The sequence below is a fragment of the Allosaccharopolyspora coralli genome (assembly GCF_009664835.1).
Lineage (GTDB): Bacteria > Actinomycetota > Actinomycetes > Mycobacteriales > Pseudonocardiaceae > Allosaccharopolyspora > Allosaccharopolyspora coralli.
Genome location: NZ_CP045929.1, coordinates 1,959,094 through 1,977,041 on the forward strand (window position 1 = coordinate 1,959,094; position 17,948 = coordinate 1,977,041).

18 protein-coding genes are annotated in these 17,948 nt (G+C 68.9%); 17 read left to right on the forward strand and 1 reads right to left on the reverse strand.

Annotated features, from left to right (window positions below):
* The first annotated feature begins 49 nt into the window (after positions 1-49).
* The 12 genes from def to GIY23_RS09380 all read left to right on the forward strand — a co-directional run bounded on the left by def (position 50) and on the right by GIY23_RS09380 (position 10,505).
* On the forward strand, positions 50-595 hold the full coding sequence (gene def, locus GIY23_RS09325; protein WP_154076286.1) for a peptide deformylase: 546 nt from the start codon (positions 50-52) through the stop codon (positions 593-595).
* Positions 595-1,524, forward strand: a complete 930-nt coding sequence (gene fmt / locus GIY23_RS09330) for a methionyl-tRNA formyltransferase (RefSeq protein WP_154076287.1) — start codon at positions 595-597, stop codon at positions 1,522-1,524. Before def ends, fmt begins: the two co-directional genes overlap by 1 nt.
* Positions 1,521-2,942, forward strand: a complete 1,422-nt coding sequence (locus GIY23_RS09335) for an RsmB/NOP family class I SAM-dependent RNA methyltransferase (protein WP_154076288.1) — start codon at positions 1,521-1,523, stop codon at positions 2,940-2,942. The genes fmt and GIY23_RS09335 overlap by 4 nt, the downstream gene beginning before the upstream one ends.
* Positions 2,943-2,945: 3 nt before the next feature.
* Positions 2,946-3,407 (forward strand): nucleoside deaminase, encoded by a 462-nt coding sequence (locus GIY23_RS09340; protein WP_154076289.1) that lies wholly within the window; start codon positions 2,946-2,948, stop codon positions 3,405-3,407.
* Between the two features lie 253 nt (positions 3,408-3,660).
* Positions 3,661-4,116 carry an OsmC family protein gene (locus tag GIY23_RS09345; protein ID WP_228717631.1) on the forward strand — a complete coding sequence of 152 codons (456 nt, stop codon included), beginning with the start codon at positions 3,661-3,663 and terminating at the stop codon, positions 4,114-4,116.
* Positions 4,117-4,288: 172 nt separating this feature from the next.
* The gene (locus tag GIY23_RS09350) at positions 4,289-5,686 is read left to right on the forward strand and encodes an amino acid permease (RefSeq protein WP_154076290.1); all 1,398 of its coding nucleotides are present in this window, start codon (positions 4,289-4,291) and stop codon (positions 5,684-5,686) included.
* Positions 5,687-5,759: 73 nt separating this feature from the next.
* Positions 5,760-6,440: a ribulose-phosphate 3-epimerase gene (rpe, locus tag GIY23_RS09355; RefSeq protein WP_154076291.1), complete on the forward strand. Its 681-nt coding sequence runs from the start codon at positions 5,760-5,762 to the stop codon at positions 6,438-6,440.
* Positions 6,441-6,504: 64 nt separating this feature from the next.
* Positions 6,505-7,521, forward strand: a complete 1,017-nt coding sequence (gene ribD, locus GIY23_RS09360; RefSeq protein WP_154078734.1) for a bifunctional diaminohydroxyphosphoribosylaminopyrimidine deaminase/5-amino-6-(5-phosphoribosylamino)uracil reductase RibD — start codon at positions 6,505-6,507, stop codon at positions 7,519-7,521.
* Between the two features lie 34 nt (positions 7,522-7,555).
* Positions 7,556-8,239 (forward strand): riboflavin synthase, encoded by a 684-nt coding sequence (locus GIY23_RS09365; RefSeq protein WP_154076292.1) that lies wholly within the window; start codon positions 7,556-7,558, stop codon positions 8,237-8,239.
* A 60-nt stretch (positions 8,240-8,299) separates the two neighbouring features.
* Positions 8,300-9,568: a bifunctional 3,4-dihydroxy-2-butanone-4-phosphate synthase/GTP cyclohydrolase II gene (locus GIY23_RS09370; RefSeq protein WP_228717632.1), complete on the forward strand. Its 1,269-nt coding sequence runs from the start codon at positions 8,300-8,302 to the stop codon at positions 9,566-9,568.
* Positions 9,565-10,062, forward strand: coding sequence for a 6,7-dimethyl-8-ribityllumazine synthase (gene ribH, locus GIY23_RS09375; protein WP_154076294.1), 498 nt, complete (start codon positions 9,565-9,567; stop codon positions 10,060-10,062). The genes GIY23_RS09370 and ribH overlap by 4 nt, the downstream gene beginning before the upstream one ends.
* The gene (locus GIY23_RS09380) at positions 10,059-10,505 is read left to right on the forward strand and encodes a PH domain-containing protein (RefSeq protein WP_228717633.1); all 447 of its coding nucleotides are present in this window, start codon (positions 10,059-10,061) and stop codon (positions 10,503-10,505) included. The genes ribH and GIY23_RS09380 overlap by 4 nt, the downstream gene beginning before the upstream one ends.
* A 361-nt stretch (positions 10,506-10,866) precedes the next feature.
* Here the strand turns inward: GIY23_RS09380 and GIY23_RS09385 are convergent, their stop codons facing one another.
* Positions 10,867-11,868: a PHP domain-containing protein gene (locus GIY23_RS09385; RefSeq protein ID WP_154076295.1), complete on the reverse strand. Its 1,002-nt coding sequence runs from the start codon at positions 11,866-11,868 to the stop codon at positions 10,867-10,869.
* Positions 11,869-11,940: 72 nt separating this feature from the next.
* Between GIY23_RS09385 and GIY23_RS09390 the strand changes: the two genes are divergently transcribed.
* The 5 genes from GIY23_RS09390 (at position 11,941) to GIY23_RS09410 (ending at position 17,858) form a co-directional block, all read left to right on the forward strand.
* Positions 11,941-12,999 (forward strand): beta/alpha barrel domain-containing protein, encoded by a 1,059-nt coding sequence (locus tag GIY23_RS09390; protein ID WP_228717634.1) that lies wholly within the window; start codon positions 11,941-11,943, stop codon positions 12,997-12,999.
* Positions 13,000-13,095: 96 nt separating this feature from the next.
* Entirely contained in the window at positions 13,096-14,175 is a 1,080-nt protein-coding gene (locus tag GIY23_RS09395) for a glycoside hydrolase family 172 protein (protein ID WP_154076296.1), read from the forward strand.
* A 104-nt stretch (positions 14,176-14,279) separates the two neighbouring features.
* On the forward strand, positions 14,280-15,446 hold the full coding sequence (locus GIY23_RS09400; RefSeq protein ID WP_154076297.1) for a polymorphic toxin type 44 domain-containing protein: 1,167 nt from the start codon (positions 14,280-14,282) through the stop codon (positions 15,444-15,446).
* A 21-nt stretch (positions 15,447-15,467) separates the two neighbouring features.
* Complete coding sequence (locus GIY23_RS09405; RefSeq protein ID WP_187352076.1) at positions 15,468-16,019, forward strand: hypothetical protein; 552 nt, start codon at positions 15,468-15,470, stop codon at positions 16,017-16,019.
* A gap of 552 nt (positions 16,020-16,571) precedes the next feature.
* The gene (locus GIY23_RS09410; protein ID WP_187352077.1) at positions 16,572-17,858 is read left to right on the forward strand and encodes a PucR family transcriptional regulator; all 1,287 of its coding nucleotides are present in this window, start codon (positions 16,572-16,574) and stop codon (positions 17,856-17,858) included.
* Positions 17,859-17,948: the final 90 nt, after the last annotated feature.

Sequence of the window (17,948 nt, forward strand, 5' to 3'; positions counted from 1 at the left end):
GCCCCCACTAGACTGGCCGCCGCACCACCGTCGCCACAGGGGAGAACGCGTGACCGTCCAGCCGATCAGACTGTTCGGCGATCCCGTGCTGCGGACACCCGCCACCGAGGTCGTCGACTTCGACAAGGAGCTGCGCACCCTGGTCTCCGACCTGTGGGACACCATGGAGCAGCAGGGCGGTGCCGGACTCGCCGCGCCGCAGCTCGGCGTGGGACTGCGCGTGTTCACGTATCACTGCGACGGTGTCGGCGGACACGTGGTGAACCCGACGTGGACGGTGATCGGCGACGAGACGCAGTACGGGCAGGAAGGCTGCCTGTCAATTCCGGGTGTCTCCCGAGACTGCACGCGTCACCGCAACGTCGTCGCGCGAGGCTGGAACATGCACGGTGAGCCGATCGAGATCGAAGGCAGCGACCTGCTCGCCCGCTGCATCCAGCACGAGACCGACCACCTCGACGGGGTGCTGTTCCTGGACCGGCTCGACGAACAGACCCGCAAGGACGCGATGCGGGAGATCCGCGGCGCCTCGTGGTTCGAGGGGGCCGCACCGGTGATCAAGCAGAACCCGCATCCGCTGTTCGGGGCGCGCTGATGCGGCTGGTCTTCGCAGGCACGCCCGAAGCGGCGGTGCCCACACTTCGAGCGTTGATCGATTCCGCCGACCACGAGGTCGTGGCGGTCGTGACCCGGCCGGACGCGCCGTCGGGTCGGGGCAGGACGGTGCATCGCTCGCCGGTGGCCGCGCTAGCCGACGAGCACGGCATCGAGGTGCTCACCCCACAACGCGCCACGGATGCGGACTTCGTGGAGCGTCTGAAGGAGCTGGAACCGGAGTGCTGCCCGGTGGTGGCATACGGCGCGCTGCTCACCCAGGACGTGCTCGACATCCCCGGGTACGGGTGGATCAACCTGCACTTCTCGCTACTGCCCGCGTGGCGGGGCGCCGCGCCGGTGCAGGCGGCGATCCAGCATGGCGACGAGATCACCGGAGCGAGCACGTTCCGGATCGTGCGTGAGCTCGACGCCGGACCGGTCTTCGGTGTCGTGACCGACGAGATTCGCGGCACCGACACCGCGGGTGAATTGTTGGAGCGGTTGGCCGTCTCCGGGGCCGAGCTGATGCTCGCCACGCTCGACGGCGTGCAGCACGGCACCGTGCACGCGGAACCGCAGCCTACGGACGGGGTGAGTTACGCGCCGAAGGTGTCCGTCGACGACGCCAAGGTCGATTTCGCGGTGTCCGCGCAGGCGGTCGACCGGCTGGTCCGAGCGACGACTCCCGATCCCGGAGCGTGGTCCTGGTTCCGGGAGGAACGGGTCAAGCTCGGCCCGGTCACGCCGGTCGTGGAGGCGGACCCGCTGGATCCGGGCGAGGTGCGTGTCGAGAAGCGCCGGGTGCTCGTCGGGACGGCCACCGTGCCGGTGCGGCTCGGTGACGTGCAGGCTCAGGGCAAGAAGCGGATGGCGGCGACCGACTGGGCGCGCGGCACCCGGATCGAGGCGGGGGAGCGAGTGCGATGAACGAGAGGCGAACGCGCAAGCCGTCGGGTGGCGGAAACCGACGCCCGCCACAAAAACGCAAGGGCCCGCAGCGTCCGCCCGCCGAGGACCCCGCGCGGATGGCGGCGTGGGACGTCCTGCGCGCTGTTCGGGAACGGGACGCCTACGCGAACCTGGCCTTGCCGTCACTGCTGTCGCAGCGGCGGATCACGGGACGAGACGCGGCGCTGGCGACCGAGCTCACCTACGGCACCTGCCGTGCGCGCGGACTGCTCGACGCGATCATCGGCGAGTGCAGCGATCGTGCTCTCTCCGACGTGGACCCCGACCTGCTCGACGTGTTGCGGCTCGGGGCGTATCAGATTCTGCGCACCCGAATTCCCCCGCACGCCTCTGTCGCCTCCACAGTAGACCTGGTGCGCGGAGAGGGCGGATCGCATCTCGCGGGCTTCGCGAACGCCGTGCTGCGACGGATCAGTGAACGCGACGAGCAGCAGTGGATCGAGAAGGTGGCGCCGCCCGTCGAGGACGACCCCGTGGGACATCTCGCGCTGCGTCACGCGCACCCGCGTTGGATCGCGCAGGCGTTCGCGGACGCACTCGGGTCCACTGGGGACGAACTCGCCGACGCGCTGGCCGCCGACGACGCGCGGCCGGACGTGCACCTTCTCGCACGACCGGGCGAGATCAGCGCGGACGAACTCGCCGCGATCACCGGCGGTGAGCCCGCGCCGTACTCGCCGTACGGGGTGCGTCTCGATCCCGGTACCGGGGATCCCGGCGAGCTCGAACCGGTGCGCGAGGGTTTCGCCGTCGTGCAGGACGAGGGCAGCCAACTCGCCGCGCTCGCCGTGACCCGGCCCCAGGTGGAGGGCTCGGATCTTCGATGGCTCGACCTGTGCGCCGGTCCCGGCGGCAAGGCGAACCTGCTCGGCGCACTGCTCACTGTGGACGGCGGCACGCTCGACGCCGTCGAACAGGCGCCGCACCGGGCCGATCTTGTGCGCCGTGCCACAGAGGGTCTGTCGGTTCGAGTGCGCGTCGACGACGGCAGGGAGCCCGACCTGGAGCCGGGATACGACCGCGTGCTCGTCGACGCTCCGTGCACCGGGCTCGGTGCGCTGCGCAGGCGCCCCGAAGCGCGCTGGCGGCGCCAGCCGTCCGATCTCGCCGAGCTCGGCCGTCTGCAACGCACCCTCCTGCTCTCGGCGGTGGAACTCACCCGCCCGGGCGGTGTCGTCGGGTATGTCGTGTGCTCGCCGCACGTGTCCGAGACCGAGGGCGTGGTCGCCGACGTCGTGCGCCGCACCGGGGTCCGGCAACTGGACGCGCGAGAGGCGTTCCCGGACGTTCCCGACCTCGGCGCCGGTCCCTCGGTGCAGCTGTGGCCGCACCGGCACGGCACCGACGCCATGTTCTGCGCGCTGTTCCGGGTGTAGTCGATGACCGCCCAGGAACGGAGCAGCATGCGCGACTGGCTCGCCGTCGCGTTGGAGCAGGCGCGGATCGGGCTCGCCGAAGGGGGAGTGCCGATCGGTGCCGCCCTCGTCGATGCAGACGGGACGATCCTCGGCAGGGGCCGAAACCGCCGGGTACAGGACGACGACCCGACCGGGCACGGCGAGACGGCGGCGTTCCGCGACGCCGGGCGGAAGCGCTCGTACGCGGGAACGACGATGGTGACGACGCTGTCACCGTGCTGGTACTGCAGCGGCCTCGTGCGGCAGTTCGGCATCGGGAGGCTCGTCGTCGGCGAAGCCAGGAACTTCTCCGGTGGGCACGAGTGGCTCGCCGAGCACGGGGTCGAGGTCACCGTGCTCGACGACCCCGAGTGCGTCGCCGTGATGCAGGAGTTCATCGCCACCCACCCGCATCTCTGGAACGAGGACATCGGCCGCGCCTGACCCCTTACCCCCCCCAGGGGTACGGCAAATTCGCGCGAATTTGCCACCTCGCTGTCCACAGGAGGGTGGAGTTGTCCCTACCTGACTGGGGTAGGGGCTCAGGGGTCGTTCGTGGGTGGGATCTCGATGATGGGCATCGGGTCACGAGGAACAATGGGGGCGTTCTGGAGGTTGAGGTCGGCGTGTCGGTGGGTCCGGCGCGAGTCCGTTGTGGAGTTCCCGGCCTGGTGGCCGGGTGTCGGGAGGAGGTCGCATGTCGTCCAGGTCGGAGCAGGACGCGCCCCGCACGGAGCAGGTGCCGGGCACGCCGGTTCAGGTCCGGCGCACCGGAGAGCACACGTTCGTCGCGACCAACGGTCGCGGCGGTGAGGTCACGATCGGGCGCGACGGGGTGGTCGACGGATTCACGCCTGGCGAACTGTTGCTCGCTGCGATCGCCGGATGCTCGGCCGTGACGGTCGAGAGCCTCGTGACGCGGCGACTCGGGGACGACGCCGAGATCACGTTCCACGCCGACCGCACCAAGGAGCCCGACGACCCGAACACCTTCTCCGCGGTGCAGGTCGCGGGCGAGATGGATCTGTCGTCGTTGGACGAGCAGGAGCGGTCCAAGCTCGCCGAGGCGGCGCACCGCGCCATCGAACGCGCCTGCACGGTGAGCCGCAGCGTGGAGCGGGGCACACCGATCAGCCTCGACCTGCCCGAGTAACGCTCGGCCTCGCCGTGCCGCTGCCATTAGGGTGACCGGTTCGTGCGTGTTGTCCGACTCCGCGCATCGGTTCGAGCACGCGTGAGCCCGGCCCGCTACCCAAGATCGAGCCTCCCTGCGCATAATGCCCTGCGCCGGTGTGCGCCGGCGCAGGACAACGGGAGGTCGACGGGTGGACCGGGCGGAGGCGACGACGAGTCAGCAGGAGGGCGGTCTGCGCCGCGACCTGAGCGGCAGGCAGGTCGGGATGATCGCCATCGGCGGCGCGATCGGCACCGGCCTGTTCCTCGGCTCCGGCCTGGCGATCAACATGGCGGGCCCGGCGGTGATCATCGCCTACGTCCTGGCCGCGTTCGCCGCACTCGGCCTCGCCTACGCGATGTGCGAAATGATCGTGGTGCATCCCGAGGCCGGTGGGTTCGGTGCCGTCGCGCACCGCTACCTCGGCAGCTTCGCCGGGTTCGTGCAGCGGTGGATCTACTGGTTCGCCCAGGTCGTCAACATCGGTAGCGAGGTCGTGGCAGCGGGGCTGTACATGCAGTTCTGGTACCCGCAGCTGCCGTTGTGGATCCCGGTGGTCGGGTTCTCGGTGATCATGCTCGCGGTCAACGCCGCGGCCGTGAAGTTCTTCGGTGAGTTCGAGTACTGGTTCGCGATGATCAAGGTCGTCACGATCATCGTGTTCATCGCGCTGGGCTTCACCTACATCTTCTTCGGCCTCCCCGGCCAGGAGGCGACCGGTTTCGGTGCGTTGACCGAATACGACGGCTTCCTGCCGAACGGGGTCGGCGCAGTGTGGCTGGCCATGACCGTCGTGACGTTTTCCTACCTGGGCACGGAGGCGATCGCGCTGACCGCGTCCGAGTCACGCGATCCACGCCGGGACGTGCCGCGCGCCGCGCGGGGCTTGGTGCTGCGGCTGGGCCTGTTCTACGTCCTGGGGATGCTCGCGGTCGTCTCGATCGTTCCGTGGAACCAGGTCTCGACCGAAGAGGACGTGATGCAGAGCCCCTTCGTGCGGCTCTTCGACACCGTCGGCATTCCCGCGGCGGCGGGCGTGATGAACTTCGTGATCCTCTCGGCGGCGCTCTCGGCGATGAACACGAACCTCTACATCACGTCCCGGATGACGTACTCGCTGGCCAAGGACGGATTCGCGCCGCGATGGTTCACCGTGCTCAGCGCGAACGGCACCCCGAGGCGGGCGTTGCTGATCTCGGCGCTCGGACTCGGGCTCGCGGCGGCGGTCGCCGTCGGGTCGCCGGACACGGCGTTCCCGATGCTGCTCGGCATCGCGCTGTTCGGCGCGCTGGTGACCTGGCTGATCATTCTCGCGAGCCATCTGGCGTTCCGTAGGACCCGCACCGCGCAAGGCTTGCCGGACTCGCCCGTCCGGCTTCCCGGCGCTCCCGTCACCACGGTGCTCGCGATGCTGTTCGTGGCGGCAGTGCTGCTGACGACGCCGTTCACCGAGCAGTTCAGCGTCGCGTGGCAGGCCGGCGTGCCGTTCCTGCTGCTCGTGTGCCTGGCGTACGTGCTGGTGATGCGCAGCCGGAGCCGTCGAAGCTGACCGTGTCGCCGCGGGCGGCGTCTGTGCCGCCCGCAGTGCGAGTGACGGGGCGCACGGATTTACACTCCGGACTGTGTCGAACCACCCGCTCATCGCGCCCTCGCTGCTCTCCGCCGACTTCGCCCGGCTCTCCGACGAGATGTCGGCCGTCAGCGACTCCGACTGGCTGCACGTCGACGTCATGGACGCGCATTTCGTGCCGAACCTGACGCTGGGGCTGCCGGTGGTGCAGTCGCTGCTCAAGGCCACCGACATCCCGATCGACTGCCATCTGATGATCGAGAACCCGGATCACTGGGCGATCGGGTACGCCGAGGCGGGCGCCTACAACGTCACCAGCCACGTGGAGGCCGCCGAGGACCCGGTGGCGCTGGCGAAGAACCTCCGCGCGGCCGGAGCGAAGGCGGGCCTGTCGGTGAAGCCGGGCACGCCGTTGCAGCCGTACCTGGACGTGCTCAAGCATTACGACACGTTGCTCGTGATGTCCGTCGAGCCCGGCTTCGGTGGGCAGAGCTTCATCACGGACGTGCTCAGCAAGGTTCGCGAGGCACGCAAGCTCGTCGAGACCGGACACCTCAACCTGGTCGTGGAGATCGACGGCGGGATCAACGCCGACACCATCGAGCAGGCAGCCGAGGCGGGCGTGGACTGCTTCGTCGCCGGCTCCGCTGTGTACGGGGCAGAGGACCCGAACAAGGCGGTCGAGGCGCTGCGCGCGCAGGCCGGGCGCGCCTCGGCCCACCTCGGCGTCTGATCGCGACGGGCCGGTGGTGAGCGCGAGCGGGGACGCGGCGACGCGGTCGCCGTGGGAGTCCGCGATGCGCGCCGCCCTGGCCGCCGCCGACGGTGTTCGCGGTCTCACGAGTCCGAACCCGCCGGTGGGCTGCGTGATCCTCGACGTGGAGGGGCGCACCGTCGCCGTGGGCGCCACGGAGCCGCCGGGAGGCCCGCACGCGGAGGTAGTGGCGCTGGCCGAAGCCGGTCCGGCGGCTCGTGGTGGCACCGCCGTCGTGACGCTCGAACCGTGCGGGCACGCCGGGCGGACCGGGCCGTGCGCGCAGGCGCTCCTGGACGCGGGAATCGCCCGGGTGGTGCACGCCGTGACCGACCCGAACCCGCGCGCCGCCGGTGGCTCGGAAACGCTGCGTGCCGGTGGGGTCGAGGTGCACGCCGGCTTGCTGGCCGACGAAGTCGCTTCGGGTTCGTTGCGCGCCTGGATGCACTTCGTCCGCACCGGACGGCCGCACGTCACCTGGAAGTACGCGGCCACTGTGGACGGCCGCTCCGCAGCGGTGGACGGGACCAGCAAGTGGATCAGCTCGGAGACCTCCCGGGCCGAGGTGCACCGCGTGCGCGCCGCGATGGACGCGATGATCGTCGGCACCGGCACGGTGCTCTCCGACGACCCGCAACTGACCGCGCGGACCCCCGACGGCGCACTCGCCGACCGGCAACCGCTGCGCGTGGTCGTGGGGGACACGTCGGTGCCTGCCCACGCACGAGTGCTCGACGACTCGGCGGACACGCTGCTGCTGGCACACGCCCCGCCGGAGGGGGTGCTCACCGACCTCGCTGCTCGCGGTGTCGTGGACGTCTTGCTGGAGGGTGGTCCGAGCCTGGCGGGCGCTTTCGTCGCGGCCGGGTGCGTCGATCGCGTCCTCGGCTACATCGCGCCCGCACTGCTGGGCACGGGCACGGCGGCGTTGGGTGACGCCGGGGTGGGAAGTATCTCGCAAGCGTGGTGGTTACGGATCGAGGAGACCACCATGAGCGGACCCGACGTGCGGATCAGCGCCGTCCCGGTCCGGGCCGACGACCCCTCCGCCGTGCGCTAGCGCACGGCGGGTCACGAGAACCTGGAGGCAGCACGTGTTCACCGGCATCGTCGAGGAACTCGGCACCGTCGCCGCGGTGGAGCCGCGTGACGACGGTGCCCGGCTGGTCGTCGACGGCACGCTGGTCACCTCGGACGCCCAGCACGGCGACTCGATCTCCGTGAACGGCGTCTGCCTGACCGTCGTCGATGTCGGCGACGGTCGCTTCGGGGTCGACGTGGTGGGCGAGACGCTGCGCCGGTCGACGCTCGGCGGGCTCACTGCCGGGGACCGGGTGAACCTGGAGCGCGCGATGAGCCTCGGGGACCGGCTCGGCGGTCACATCGTGCAAGGACACGTCGACGGCACGGCCGTCGTCCGGGGCGAGCGGGACGGCTTGACCGGCTTCGAGTTGCCCCCGCACCTGGCGCACTACCTGGTCGAGAAGGGCTCCGTCACCGTGGACGGGGTGTCGCTGACCGTCGCCGAACTCGCCGCCGACCGGTTCGGTGTCGCACTCGTGCCCACCACGCTGGAGCTCACGACGCTGGGGCGCCGGAGGCCGGGTGATCGGGTCAACATCGAGGTAGACGTGCTGGCCAAACATCTGGAACGGCTCGCCTCGGCCCAGCTGGGGCACCTGGGGGACTCCGGGCGGGGCCGAACGGGGGAGAATGGGACCACGGCGGGTTCGTCGCCGGACGAGCCTGCCCGCCGGGGCCACGCCGCGGACGGGTAGCCGACAGGTGGGCAGACACGGAGTGGACAGGCAGAGGTGGATCCGGAGGACACGGTCACGGTGAGCACGAACAAGTTCGACGACATCGAGCGCGCGCTGGCGGACATCGCCGCGGGGCGCCCGGTGGTCGTCGTCGACGACGAGGACCGCGAGAACGAGGGCGACCTCATTTTCGCGGCGGAGAAGGCGACCCCGGAGCTGGTGGCGTTCATGGTCCGCTACACCTCGGGGTACCTGTGCGTCGCGCTGAACGGGGAGGACTGTGACCGCCTCGACCTGCCGCCGATGTATCACTCCAATCAGGACCGCCGCGGCACCGCGTACACCGTGACCGTCGACGCCGCCAGCGGCATCGGGACCGGCATCTCCGCCTCCGACCGGGCCCGCACGTTCCAGGTCCTGGCCGATGCACGCTCCACCGCCTCCGACCTGAACCGGCCTGGCCACGTGGTGCCGCTACGGGCGCGGGAAGGCGGCGTGTTGCGCCGCCCGGGGCACACGGAGGCCTCGGTCGACCTGGCCAGACTGGCCGGGTTACGCGCGGCGGGCGCGCTCTGCGAGATCGTCAGCCAGAAGAGCGAGGGCGACATGGCCCAGCGCGACGAGCTGGAGGTCTTCGCCGACGAGCACGAGCTCGCGTTGATCACCATCGCGGACCTGATCTCGTACCGGCGGCGGTTCGAGAAGCAGGTGGAGCGGGTCGCCGAGGCCCGGATCCCCACCGCGCACGGCACGTTCACCACGGTCGGCTACGACAGCCTGCTCGACGGCATCGAACACATCGCCCTCGTCTACGGCGAGATCGGCGACGGCGAGGACATTCTCGTGCGGGTGCATTCGGAATGTCTCACCGGCGACGTGCTCGGCTCGCTGCGGTGCGACTGCGGACCGCAGCTGGAGGCCGCGATGCAGAAGGTCGCGGAGGCCGGGCGGGGCATCGTGCTCTACATGCGCGGTCACGAGGGCCGCGGCATCGGGCTCATGCACAAGCTGCAGGCCTACCAGTTGCAGGACGACGGCGCGGACACCGTCGACGCGAACGTCGCACTCGGGATGCCGGTGGACGGCCGGGACTACGGCCAGGGCGCGCAGATCCTCGTGGACCTGGGTGTGAAGTCGATGCGCCTGCTCACCAACAACCCCGCCAAGCGGGTCGGCCTCGAGGGCTACGGACTGCAGGTCGCCGGCCGGGAACCGTTGCCGATCCGGCCCAACCCGGAGAATCTGCACTACCTGCAGACCAAGCGGGACCGGATGGGACACGAGCTCTCCTACCTCGACGACGGCGAGGACTCCTCGATCACGGGCGACCCGGGGGTGACGGCGTGAGCGGCGAGGGCCGTCCGCGGGTGTCGGTTCCGGACGCGAGCGGGCTGCGGCTGGGCGTCGCCGCGATCCGCTGGCACGCCACGTTGACCGACCAGATGCTCCAGCGGGCGCTCACGGCCGCGAGCGACGCCGGGATCGGGGAGCCGACGGTCGTGCGGGTGCCGGGCTCGGTGGAGCTGCCGGTGGTCTGTCAACAACTGGCTCACCAGCACGACGCGGTCGTCGCACTCGGTGTCGTCATCAGGGGCGGCACCCCGCACTTCGAGTACGTGTGCGATGCGGTTACGGCCGGGCTGACGCGGGTGGCGCTGGACGAGTCGACCCCGGTGGGCAACGGGGTTCTGACCTGCGACACCGAGCAGCAGGCGCTGGATCGCGGCGGTTTCGCGGACTCTATCGAGGACAAGGGGTACGAAGCCGCCGCCGCGGCATTGGAGACGGCGCTGGTCCTGCGCGGCCTGCGCGGTACCGAGAACGGACGGGGATTCCTGTGAGTTCGGAGAGCACGTCGGTCGAGGCACGGCCGCAGAAGATCCGCCGCATCGCCATCCCGGCCGCGATCGTGCTGGTGATCGTGTTCACGTTCGTCGCGGTGCAGCTGAAGAACACGCCGACGGGCGCGTACTTCCGGGTCTCGGACCAGGTCGCGATGGTGGGGCTCGGGATCCTGCTCGCGCTCGGCGTGCTGCGGTTCACGTTCCCGCGGTTGTACGCCGACGCCGACAAGGTGGAGGTCCGCAACATCATCGGGACGACCCGGTACGAGTGGGACACGATCCAGGGTTTCAGCTTCCCGGACGGTGCGCCGTGGGCGCGGCTCGAACTGCCCGACGACGAGTACGCGCCGGTGATGGCGATCCAGGCCAACGACGGCGACTACGCCATCAAGGCGATGCGCGACCTGCGCGCTCTGCAGCGTTCCGTCGAAGCGGACTGATCCAACCGCAGAAGCCCACTCGACGTGTCTTGTCCGGGTCACCTTTCGTAACGGTGTTATGCAACATCGTTGCGGAGTGATGTCATGCCAAGGGAGTTGGCCCCGGCGACGAGGACGGTGGCAGGGGTCGTGCTGCTCACCGTCGTCACGATCACGGTCAGTGGAACGTCCCCACTGAAGATCGCGTCAGGCACCGTGCCCCTGACCGAATTCCAGAAGTCTGTCGCGCGCGTAGGTGGTGGGAGACCTCCGCGTCCTCTCGCCGCACGCGACCATCCTTCACTTCTTGGATGGTGCGAACGGCACTTTCGCCTCGTCTGGTGGGGCGAGAGTGCCGTTCGCCTCGCTGGTCGGGTGCGGATTAGCGGGCGGTCCAGGCCAGGAGGTCCTCGGCGGGCGAGGTGTTGACGATCGCGGCCGGGTCGAGCCGCGCGAGCTCGGCCCGCTCGCAGCCGTACGAGAGCCAGTCCAGCTGACCCGGCGCGTGGGCGTCGCTGTCGATGGCGAACCGGCAGTCGAGCCCGGCGGCCAGGTCGAGCAGCTCGCGCGGCGGGTCGAGCCGGTCCGGGCGCGAGTTGATCTCCACGGCGACATCGCGATCCCGGCACGCGGTGAACACCTTCTCGGCGTCGAACGACGACGGCGGCCGTTGCCTGCCTGTGACTCGCCGGCCGGTGCAGTGGCCGAGCACGTCGACATGCGGGTGGGACACGGCCGCGACCATCCGCGCCGTCATCTCCGTGGAGTCCATGGACAGTTTCGAGTGCACGCTGGCGACCACGAGGTCGAGCTCGGCCAGGAGATCGTCGTCCTGATCCAGGGTGCCGTCGTCGAGGATGTCGACCTCGATGCCGGTGAGGATGCGGAACGGCGCGAACTCCGCGTTCATCCGCTTCACGACGTCCAGTTGCCGTCGCAGGCGCGCAGCGTCGAGGCCGTTGGCGACGGTGAGCCGGGGGGAGTGGTCGGTGAGCACCATCCATTCGTGGCCGAGTTCGCGTGCGGTCTCGGCCATCTCCCGGATGGGGCTGCCGCCGTCGGACCAGTCCGAGTGGGTGTGGCAGTCGCCGCGCAGCGCCGAACGCAGCCGCCTGCCACCCGCTTCCGGCGCGAAGGTGCGTTCTTCGAGCGTGCGCAGGTATTTCGGTTCGCCGGTACTCGCCTCGGTGATGACCTCGGCGGTGCGTTTCCCGATGCCCGGCAGGTCGGTGAGCATTCCGTTGCGGGTGAGATCGGCCAGCTCGTCGGCGCCGAGCGAGTCGACGACCTCGGCGGCGCGCCGGAACGCCTGCACTCGATAGGTCGCCTCGTCGTCGCGTTCGAGCAGGAACGCGACGCGACGCAACGCCTGCAGAGGGTCCACGACTCGTGTCTACACCCTGTGCCGCTCGTGACGCAGGACGCGGGCGAGGCGCGGGCCGGTCGATAAGGGACAATGAAAGCGCAGATCGCGGCGAAGCAGGAGGACATCGTGAGCGTGGCCCAGGAGCGCAACCTTCGACTCGTCCGGGACGAACCTCGCCCCGGCCAGGTACGGCTCGGCGACATCACCCTGCGCAACCGGCTCGTCACCTCGTCGAGCCTGCTCGGCTACGGGGTGGCGAACGCGAAGGTCGCCGCGTACGGGATGAGCCCGATCTCGCAGTTCGTGCCGTTGGAGCGCTTCGGCGCCGTCACCACCCGCACCCTCACCGTCGAGCCTCGGGAAGGGCACTTCACCACCCGCGACCAGTGGGCGCTGCACGAGTTGCCCGGCCTGCTCAAGCGTTACGGGCGGGTCCTGCGACAGGTCGAAGGCGGGTGGCTCAACGCTTTCGGCTGGTGCAACGTCGGCATCGAGGCGTACCTGCGCGATTACTACCCGAGGACGCGGGAGCAGAACCGGATCATCTCGGTCGGTGGGTTCTCGGCCGAGGAGTTCGTGACGCTCGTGGACACGATCAACGCAGCGGTTCCTGCGGGCGAGATCGCGGCCGTCGAGTTCAACGTCTCCTGCCACAACGTCAACTTCGATTTCAACGCGATCATCGAGTCGGTGCTGAGCGAGGCGGTACCGCGCAGCAACCACCCGGTGATCCTCAAACTTTCGCCGGACTACGACTACCTCGCCCACGCTCGGTTGGCGGCGCGGCACGGCGTGTCGGCGCTGACCGCGATCAACACGGTGAAGGCGCTGCGGCTCGACCCGCAGACGGGGACGCCGCTGCTGCAGAACGGCTTCGGTGGCCTGTCCGGACGAGCGATCAAGCCGATCGGACTGCGGGTGGTCTCCGAGCTGCGTGACGCCGGGGTGCGGTTGCCGATCATCGCCACCGGGGGGATCCGCAGCTTCGACGACTGCCGTGAGTACTTCTGGGCGGGTGCGGACGCGGTGAGCCTCGGCAGCGCGAGCTGGTTCGCCAGTTACCCGGGTTATGCGCTCTCGCCGATTCACGCAGCGCGCATCCGTTCCGTGCTGCGGCGGATCGAGAGGTACCAGCCGCCGGCCCGCTGAGGCCCCCGTCCGATCGGATGACTTCCCTCGACAGCGGCTCCGGAAAGGATCTTGACTCGCGGGAGGGGCAACCGATCAGAGTGAAGGGGAGCCACGATGGCCGGGTACGGATCGTTCGGGAGCAGTCTCCGAGACTTGCCGAGATTGCGCAGCGTACGGCGCGGCCGGGCATCCAGCTGGGATCGGACCGGCGGCAACACCGACAACGTCCGGCTGTTGCCGGGCCAGACCCGCGAGCTCGCGAACATTCAAGGGCCCGGCGCGATCACCCACATCTGGTGCACGGTGGCGACGGAGAACGGGCCGCACCGCCCGGAAGTCGAGGGCGACTACCTGCGCCGGCTCGTGCTCAAGATCACGTGGGACGACGCGGCGCACCCGAGCGTGCTGGTGCCGCTCGGCGACTTCTTCGGCATGGGGCACGGGCGTACCGGCAACTTCTCCTCGGCGCCGCTGCAGATGAGCCCGCAGGACGGCAAGGGCTTCAACTGCTGGTTCGCGATGCCGTTCGGCGCGCGGGCGAAGATCGAGCTGATCAGCGAGATGTCGATCAAGCCGATCGTCTTCTACTACTACGTCGACTACGAGACCTACGCCGAGGCCGATCCCGAGCTCGGCTACTTCCACGCCCAGTGGCGGCGGGAGAACCCGACCGACGGCGCGGAGCAGGGCGAGCAGAGCAACGACGAGTACCTCTTCGGCGGCACCAACACCGACGACGCGGGCAACTACGTGATCCTCGAGGCGCAGGGGCGTGGGCACTACGTCGGCTCAGTGTTCAACGTGCACAACCTGCGGCACACCACGGACTGGAACTGGTACGGCGAAGGCGACGACATGATCGTCATCGACGGTGAGCCCTGGCCGCCGAGACTGCACGGCACCGGGACCGAGGACTACTTCAACACGGCGTGGTGTCCCAGCGAGGAGTACCACGCGCCGTACCACGGACTCACCATGCCGGGCGGCCCCAACTGGAGCGGTCAGATCTCGTACTACCGATTCCACGTGGAGGACCCGGTCGTCTTCGACCGCTCGATCACGGTGTCGATCGAGCACGGCCACGCGAACAAGCTCAACAACGACGTGTCCTCGGTGGCGTACTGGTATCAGACCCTGCCCTCGGCACCCTTCGAGCTGGCTCCGGTCGAGGAACGACTGCCGCGGCCGCTGTAAGGCGACGAGAGGACGTTGGCCTGCTGCGTGTGCGCGTCGAGGACGCCGCTGAATGAACCAACTTCCGCTTCCCGGCTGCGCTCATCGAGTGAACAATCGAGATTGTGCTGCGGATCAACTCGTGTGTTCGGCATCGTTTCGGACGTCAGCACCGATTCAAGGAGTCGAGAATGGCGAAGTCAATTCCGGAAGGGCCGGAAGCGGGTTCCGTCACTGGGGGTCCCGACCCTGAAGTGGCTCGTGTCGTATACGCTGTCGGAGAGGATATGGACGTCTCTGACAAGGTGCTGCTGGCTGCGTTCGAGGCAGCGCTCGTCGAGTCGGGGATGCGGAACCTCGATTACGGCGATCGTGATTCCGTCGGCGTATTCCAGCAGCGTCCGAGCCAGGGCTGGGGATCCGCGAGCGATTGCATGAAGGTGCCCTACGCATCGCGTCAGTTCTGCACGCGGGCGCAGGAGGCCGAGAAGGACGATCCGAAACTGTCCGCGGGCGAACTGGCACAGGTTGTCCAGCGGTCGGCGTACCCGGATCGTTACGGCAAGGTTGAAGACCGAGCGCGCGCACTCGTCGAGTATGCGAAGAAGACTTGTGCGACGGAGGCAACGCGCGCCCGCGACGACCGTGCACCGGATTGGGCGGAGCGCAGCGAGGGGCGGTTCACGCAGACTCTCGAGTACATGTACGACGAACTGAGAACGAACCAGAACGCGCCGCTGACATGGGCGATCTGGATGCTCAACAAGCCGTGGGCGCCGGATGTGGATCCTGCTGACATCGCGGCGCGGCTGTTCGACGGCGCGACATGGACGAAATGGTTGGAACTGTTGGACGACGCGGCCGATCGGCCGAGTGCGTTCGTGTTGTTCGGGGTCATGGTTGCGCCAGGCATGCCGTGGGACCACAAGCCGAAGATTCAGCGCATGTTCGATCTGAACTCCAACAATTCCGACGAGTTGTACTTCAAGATCCCGGACGATTCGGCCGGGCGCGAGGTTTTCTACGACATCTGGTCCAACATGCACTACGGCTACGTCGGACGAGCGGCTGGTTTCGATGAGGGACCGCTTCATGCGGCTCCGCAATTGCCTGGTACCGGCGAACACGACCCGGGCGACGTGATCACGATGCAAGCCGGAATGGACCTGTGGGACGAACACGGTGACGAGATGACGGTCGGCCAGTTCAGCGCCAAGGTGTACGCCACGATCGACGAACTGGACGCTGCCACTCCGAACCTCGACCAGGTCCGGAAATGGACGAAGCCCTAGATGTTTCGGCGAAAGACTTGGTTGGTCGTCACTGTGGGGGCGGTCGTGCTGCTGTGTGGTGCGGCCGTCCTCTGGTGGCTTCCGTTGGCGGGACAGCAGCGTGCGGAACGGCCTGTAGCGGAACTGATGAAGCCGGGCAACCCCGCGCTGCCCGGACCATGGTCACGGTCGGACACGGCGGCAGATTCGAGCGACTCCGAGGGCACACGTTCGTGGGTGGGGCCGGATCGCGCCGAGATCGACCAGACGATCCGGCGGTACGCCTCGCCGGTGTGGTCTTCGTGGGCGTTCTCTCGTGCCGACCCGGTCAGTGAGCACGGCGAGTATTTCGATGCGATCGTCGAACGTCGCCCGCCGCGCCCGTTGACTTCTGCCGAGCAGGAACGGTTCTTCTGTGGCCAGATCCACGGACGCCCGGGGGCGTGCGACAACTGGTGGGTGCAGTTGCGCTATGGGCAGTATGTCGTGAATATCCAGTCCATCGATGTCCCGTCCTCCGATGCCGGCGAGATCCCACCGTGGTTGGCGGAGTTCGTCCGTGAAGCCGATCGATCCATGGCCGAAGGCGGTTGACCGGCGCGTGCTCGGGAGCCTCGGATCGAGGGGTCTCCACACGTCAACGTCCCGTAGCGCCACGGGCGTAGCCGGTGCCGACGGTGATCCGGCACAAAGAGCAGTGCAGGAACGACTGCCTTGACCGCTGCAGAGCGGGACTGCTCGGAAACGTAGAGCGGTGGCCGAATCCTGCTCGTCAGGCCGAGGCGCGGAGCTCGTGTTCGACAGCGCGGCGGATCCACGACGACAGGGAGCCGTCGTCGTCTGCGGCTGCGCGGCGGGCGTCATCAAGCCGGTCTGGCGGCAGCCGCACCGGCACCGGTCCGACTGGGCACGCTTGCGTCGTCGCGCAGGGCCCTGCGGTTGCTGGTTCTCCGGATGGGCGTAGAACTCGTATTCCTGCGCGGGAGTCATGTGCTCGGTCATCGACCCCTCCGGTATCGAACCGACTACACACGACTACCCCTGGAGGGTGATCGCCTGCTCAGGTGCGGGTCGAGGGCGCCGCTGACTGAACCGGCTCCCCTCCTGGTGCGATCATCGAGGCTCGGGAGAGGAAGGTGGGCGCCGATGCGAGCCTGGATGGCCCTGCTGCGGCCTGCTACGGAGATCAGCGCCGTGAACAGTGGTCCTGCGAGTTCAGCAGCCACGGTCGCCGAAGCTGCGAGGATTCTGGGTGAGGACGCGGCGGCGTGGGCGGTAGAGACCGCCGCGACGATCACCGAAGAGGTGAAGACCGCCGCGCAGGAGGATGCGGACCTGGCGTTGACCGGGCTTGAGCGGCGGGCCTGCGAGGCGTGTCTGCTCACCGTGCTGGGTTCCCTGCGATCCGACGCGGAAGCGATGACCAGGGCGCCGCAGGAAGCTGTCGAGCAGGTGCGGCTGGCGGTGCGGCAGGGTACCGCGATCGACACTGTGCTGCGTGTGGTGTGGATGTGTCACACGGCGGTTCAGGACCGTTTGCTGACGGTGATCAGCGAAGCGGTGCCGCCGGGGGAGCTGGTGAACGAGGTCCGCGTGCTCAGCCGCCAGCTGCTCGCCTTTGTCGACCTGTTGGTGCGCGAGCTCTCGGCGGCCTATGAGGCCGAACGCGCCGTGTGGCAGAACCGGATCACCGCGGCCAGGAGGCAGGTCGTGGACGAGATCCTGCGCACCTCCCGTGCTTCGGACGGAGCCGAATCGGTGCTGGGGATTCGCTTGACGGGACAGCATCTCGCGGGCGTGTTGTGGACCGACGACGCGGTCTCCGACGGCGGAAAGAATACTCCCGTAGCACGGTATGTGAGCCAGGTAGCGTCGCGGGTCGGCGCGGCCGGGACGCTGGTGCTCGAGCTGCCGGACGGTTCGACCGGTGTCGTCTGGTCGTTGCCGGGCACCCGGATGGAAGGGCTGGTCGAAGCGGTACGAGTGATCGAGCGCCCCCGAGCCACGTCTCTGGCGCTGGGGCCGGTGGGCACGGGCGTGGCGGGATTTCGGCACACCGTGCTCGGTGCACGCCAGGCGGCGTCCGTCGGTCGGCGACAGGGGACCGTGGGGGCGTGGGCACACGACGACGTGGCACTGCTCGCGCTTCTGCTCGCCGATCCGGATGCTGCCGGGCGGTACGTGCTTGCCGTACTCGGTGACTTGACCGGTGCCGACGTCAAGTCGGCCGCTATCCGGGAGACCTTGGCCGCCTACCTTCGGCACGGTCGCAGCCGGACGGCGGCCGCGCAGGAACTCTCGCTGGCCGCGAACACGGTCGCCTACCGCGTTCGTCAGGCGGAGCAACTCCTCGGCCGCCCGGCCACGGAACGGGCGACCGACACCGTGATCGCGCTGTTGCTGACCCACGAGTTCACGGCCCTGCTGGAGTAACGGCCACTTCGGCACCTGCTGATTTGCGTCACGGCACCAAACGATCAGCGCGTTTCTATCGTCGACGAGCGAGAGTGGTGGGCACTCCGC

What these genes read in the sequence shown, in the direction of transcription:
- fmt (WP_154076287.1), top strand. Translation starts at nt 595, where the DNA reads ATGCGGCTGGTCTTCGCAGGCACGCCCGAAGCGGCGGTGCCCACACTT.
- GIY23_RS09335 (WP_154076288.1), top strand. Translation starts at nt 1,521, where the DNA reads ATGAACGAGAGGCGAACGCGCAAGCCGTCGGGTGGCGGAAACCGACGC.
- GIY23_RS09340 (WP_154076289.1), top strand. Translation starts at nt 2,946, where the DNA reads ATGACCGCCCAGGAACGGAGCAGCATGCGCGACTGGCTCGCCGTCGCG.
- GIY23_RS09345 (WP_228717631.1), top strand. Translation starts at nt 3,661, where the DNA reads ATGTCGTCCAGGTCGGAGCAGGACGCGCCCCGCACGGAGCAGGTGCCG.
- ribD (WP_154078734.1), top strand. Translation starts at nt 6,505, where the DNA reads ATGCGCGCCGCCCTGGCCGCCGCCGACGGTGTTCGCGGTCTCACGAGT.
- GIY23_RS09390 (WP_228717634.1), top strand. Translation starts at nt 11,941, where the DNA reads ATGAAAGCGCAGATCGCGGCGAAGCAGGAGGACATCGTGAGCGTGGCC.
- GIY23_RS09395 (WP_154076296.1), top strand. Translation starts at nt 13,096, where the DNA reads ATGGCCGGGTACGGATCGTTCGGGAGCAGTCTCCGAGACTTGCCGAGA.
- GIY23_RS09410 (WP_187352077.1), top strand. Translation starts at nt 16,572, where the DNA reads ATGCGAGCCTGGATGGCCCTGCTGCGGCCTGCTACGGAGATCAGCGCC.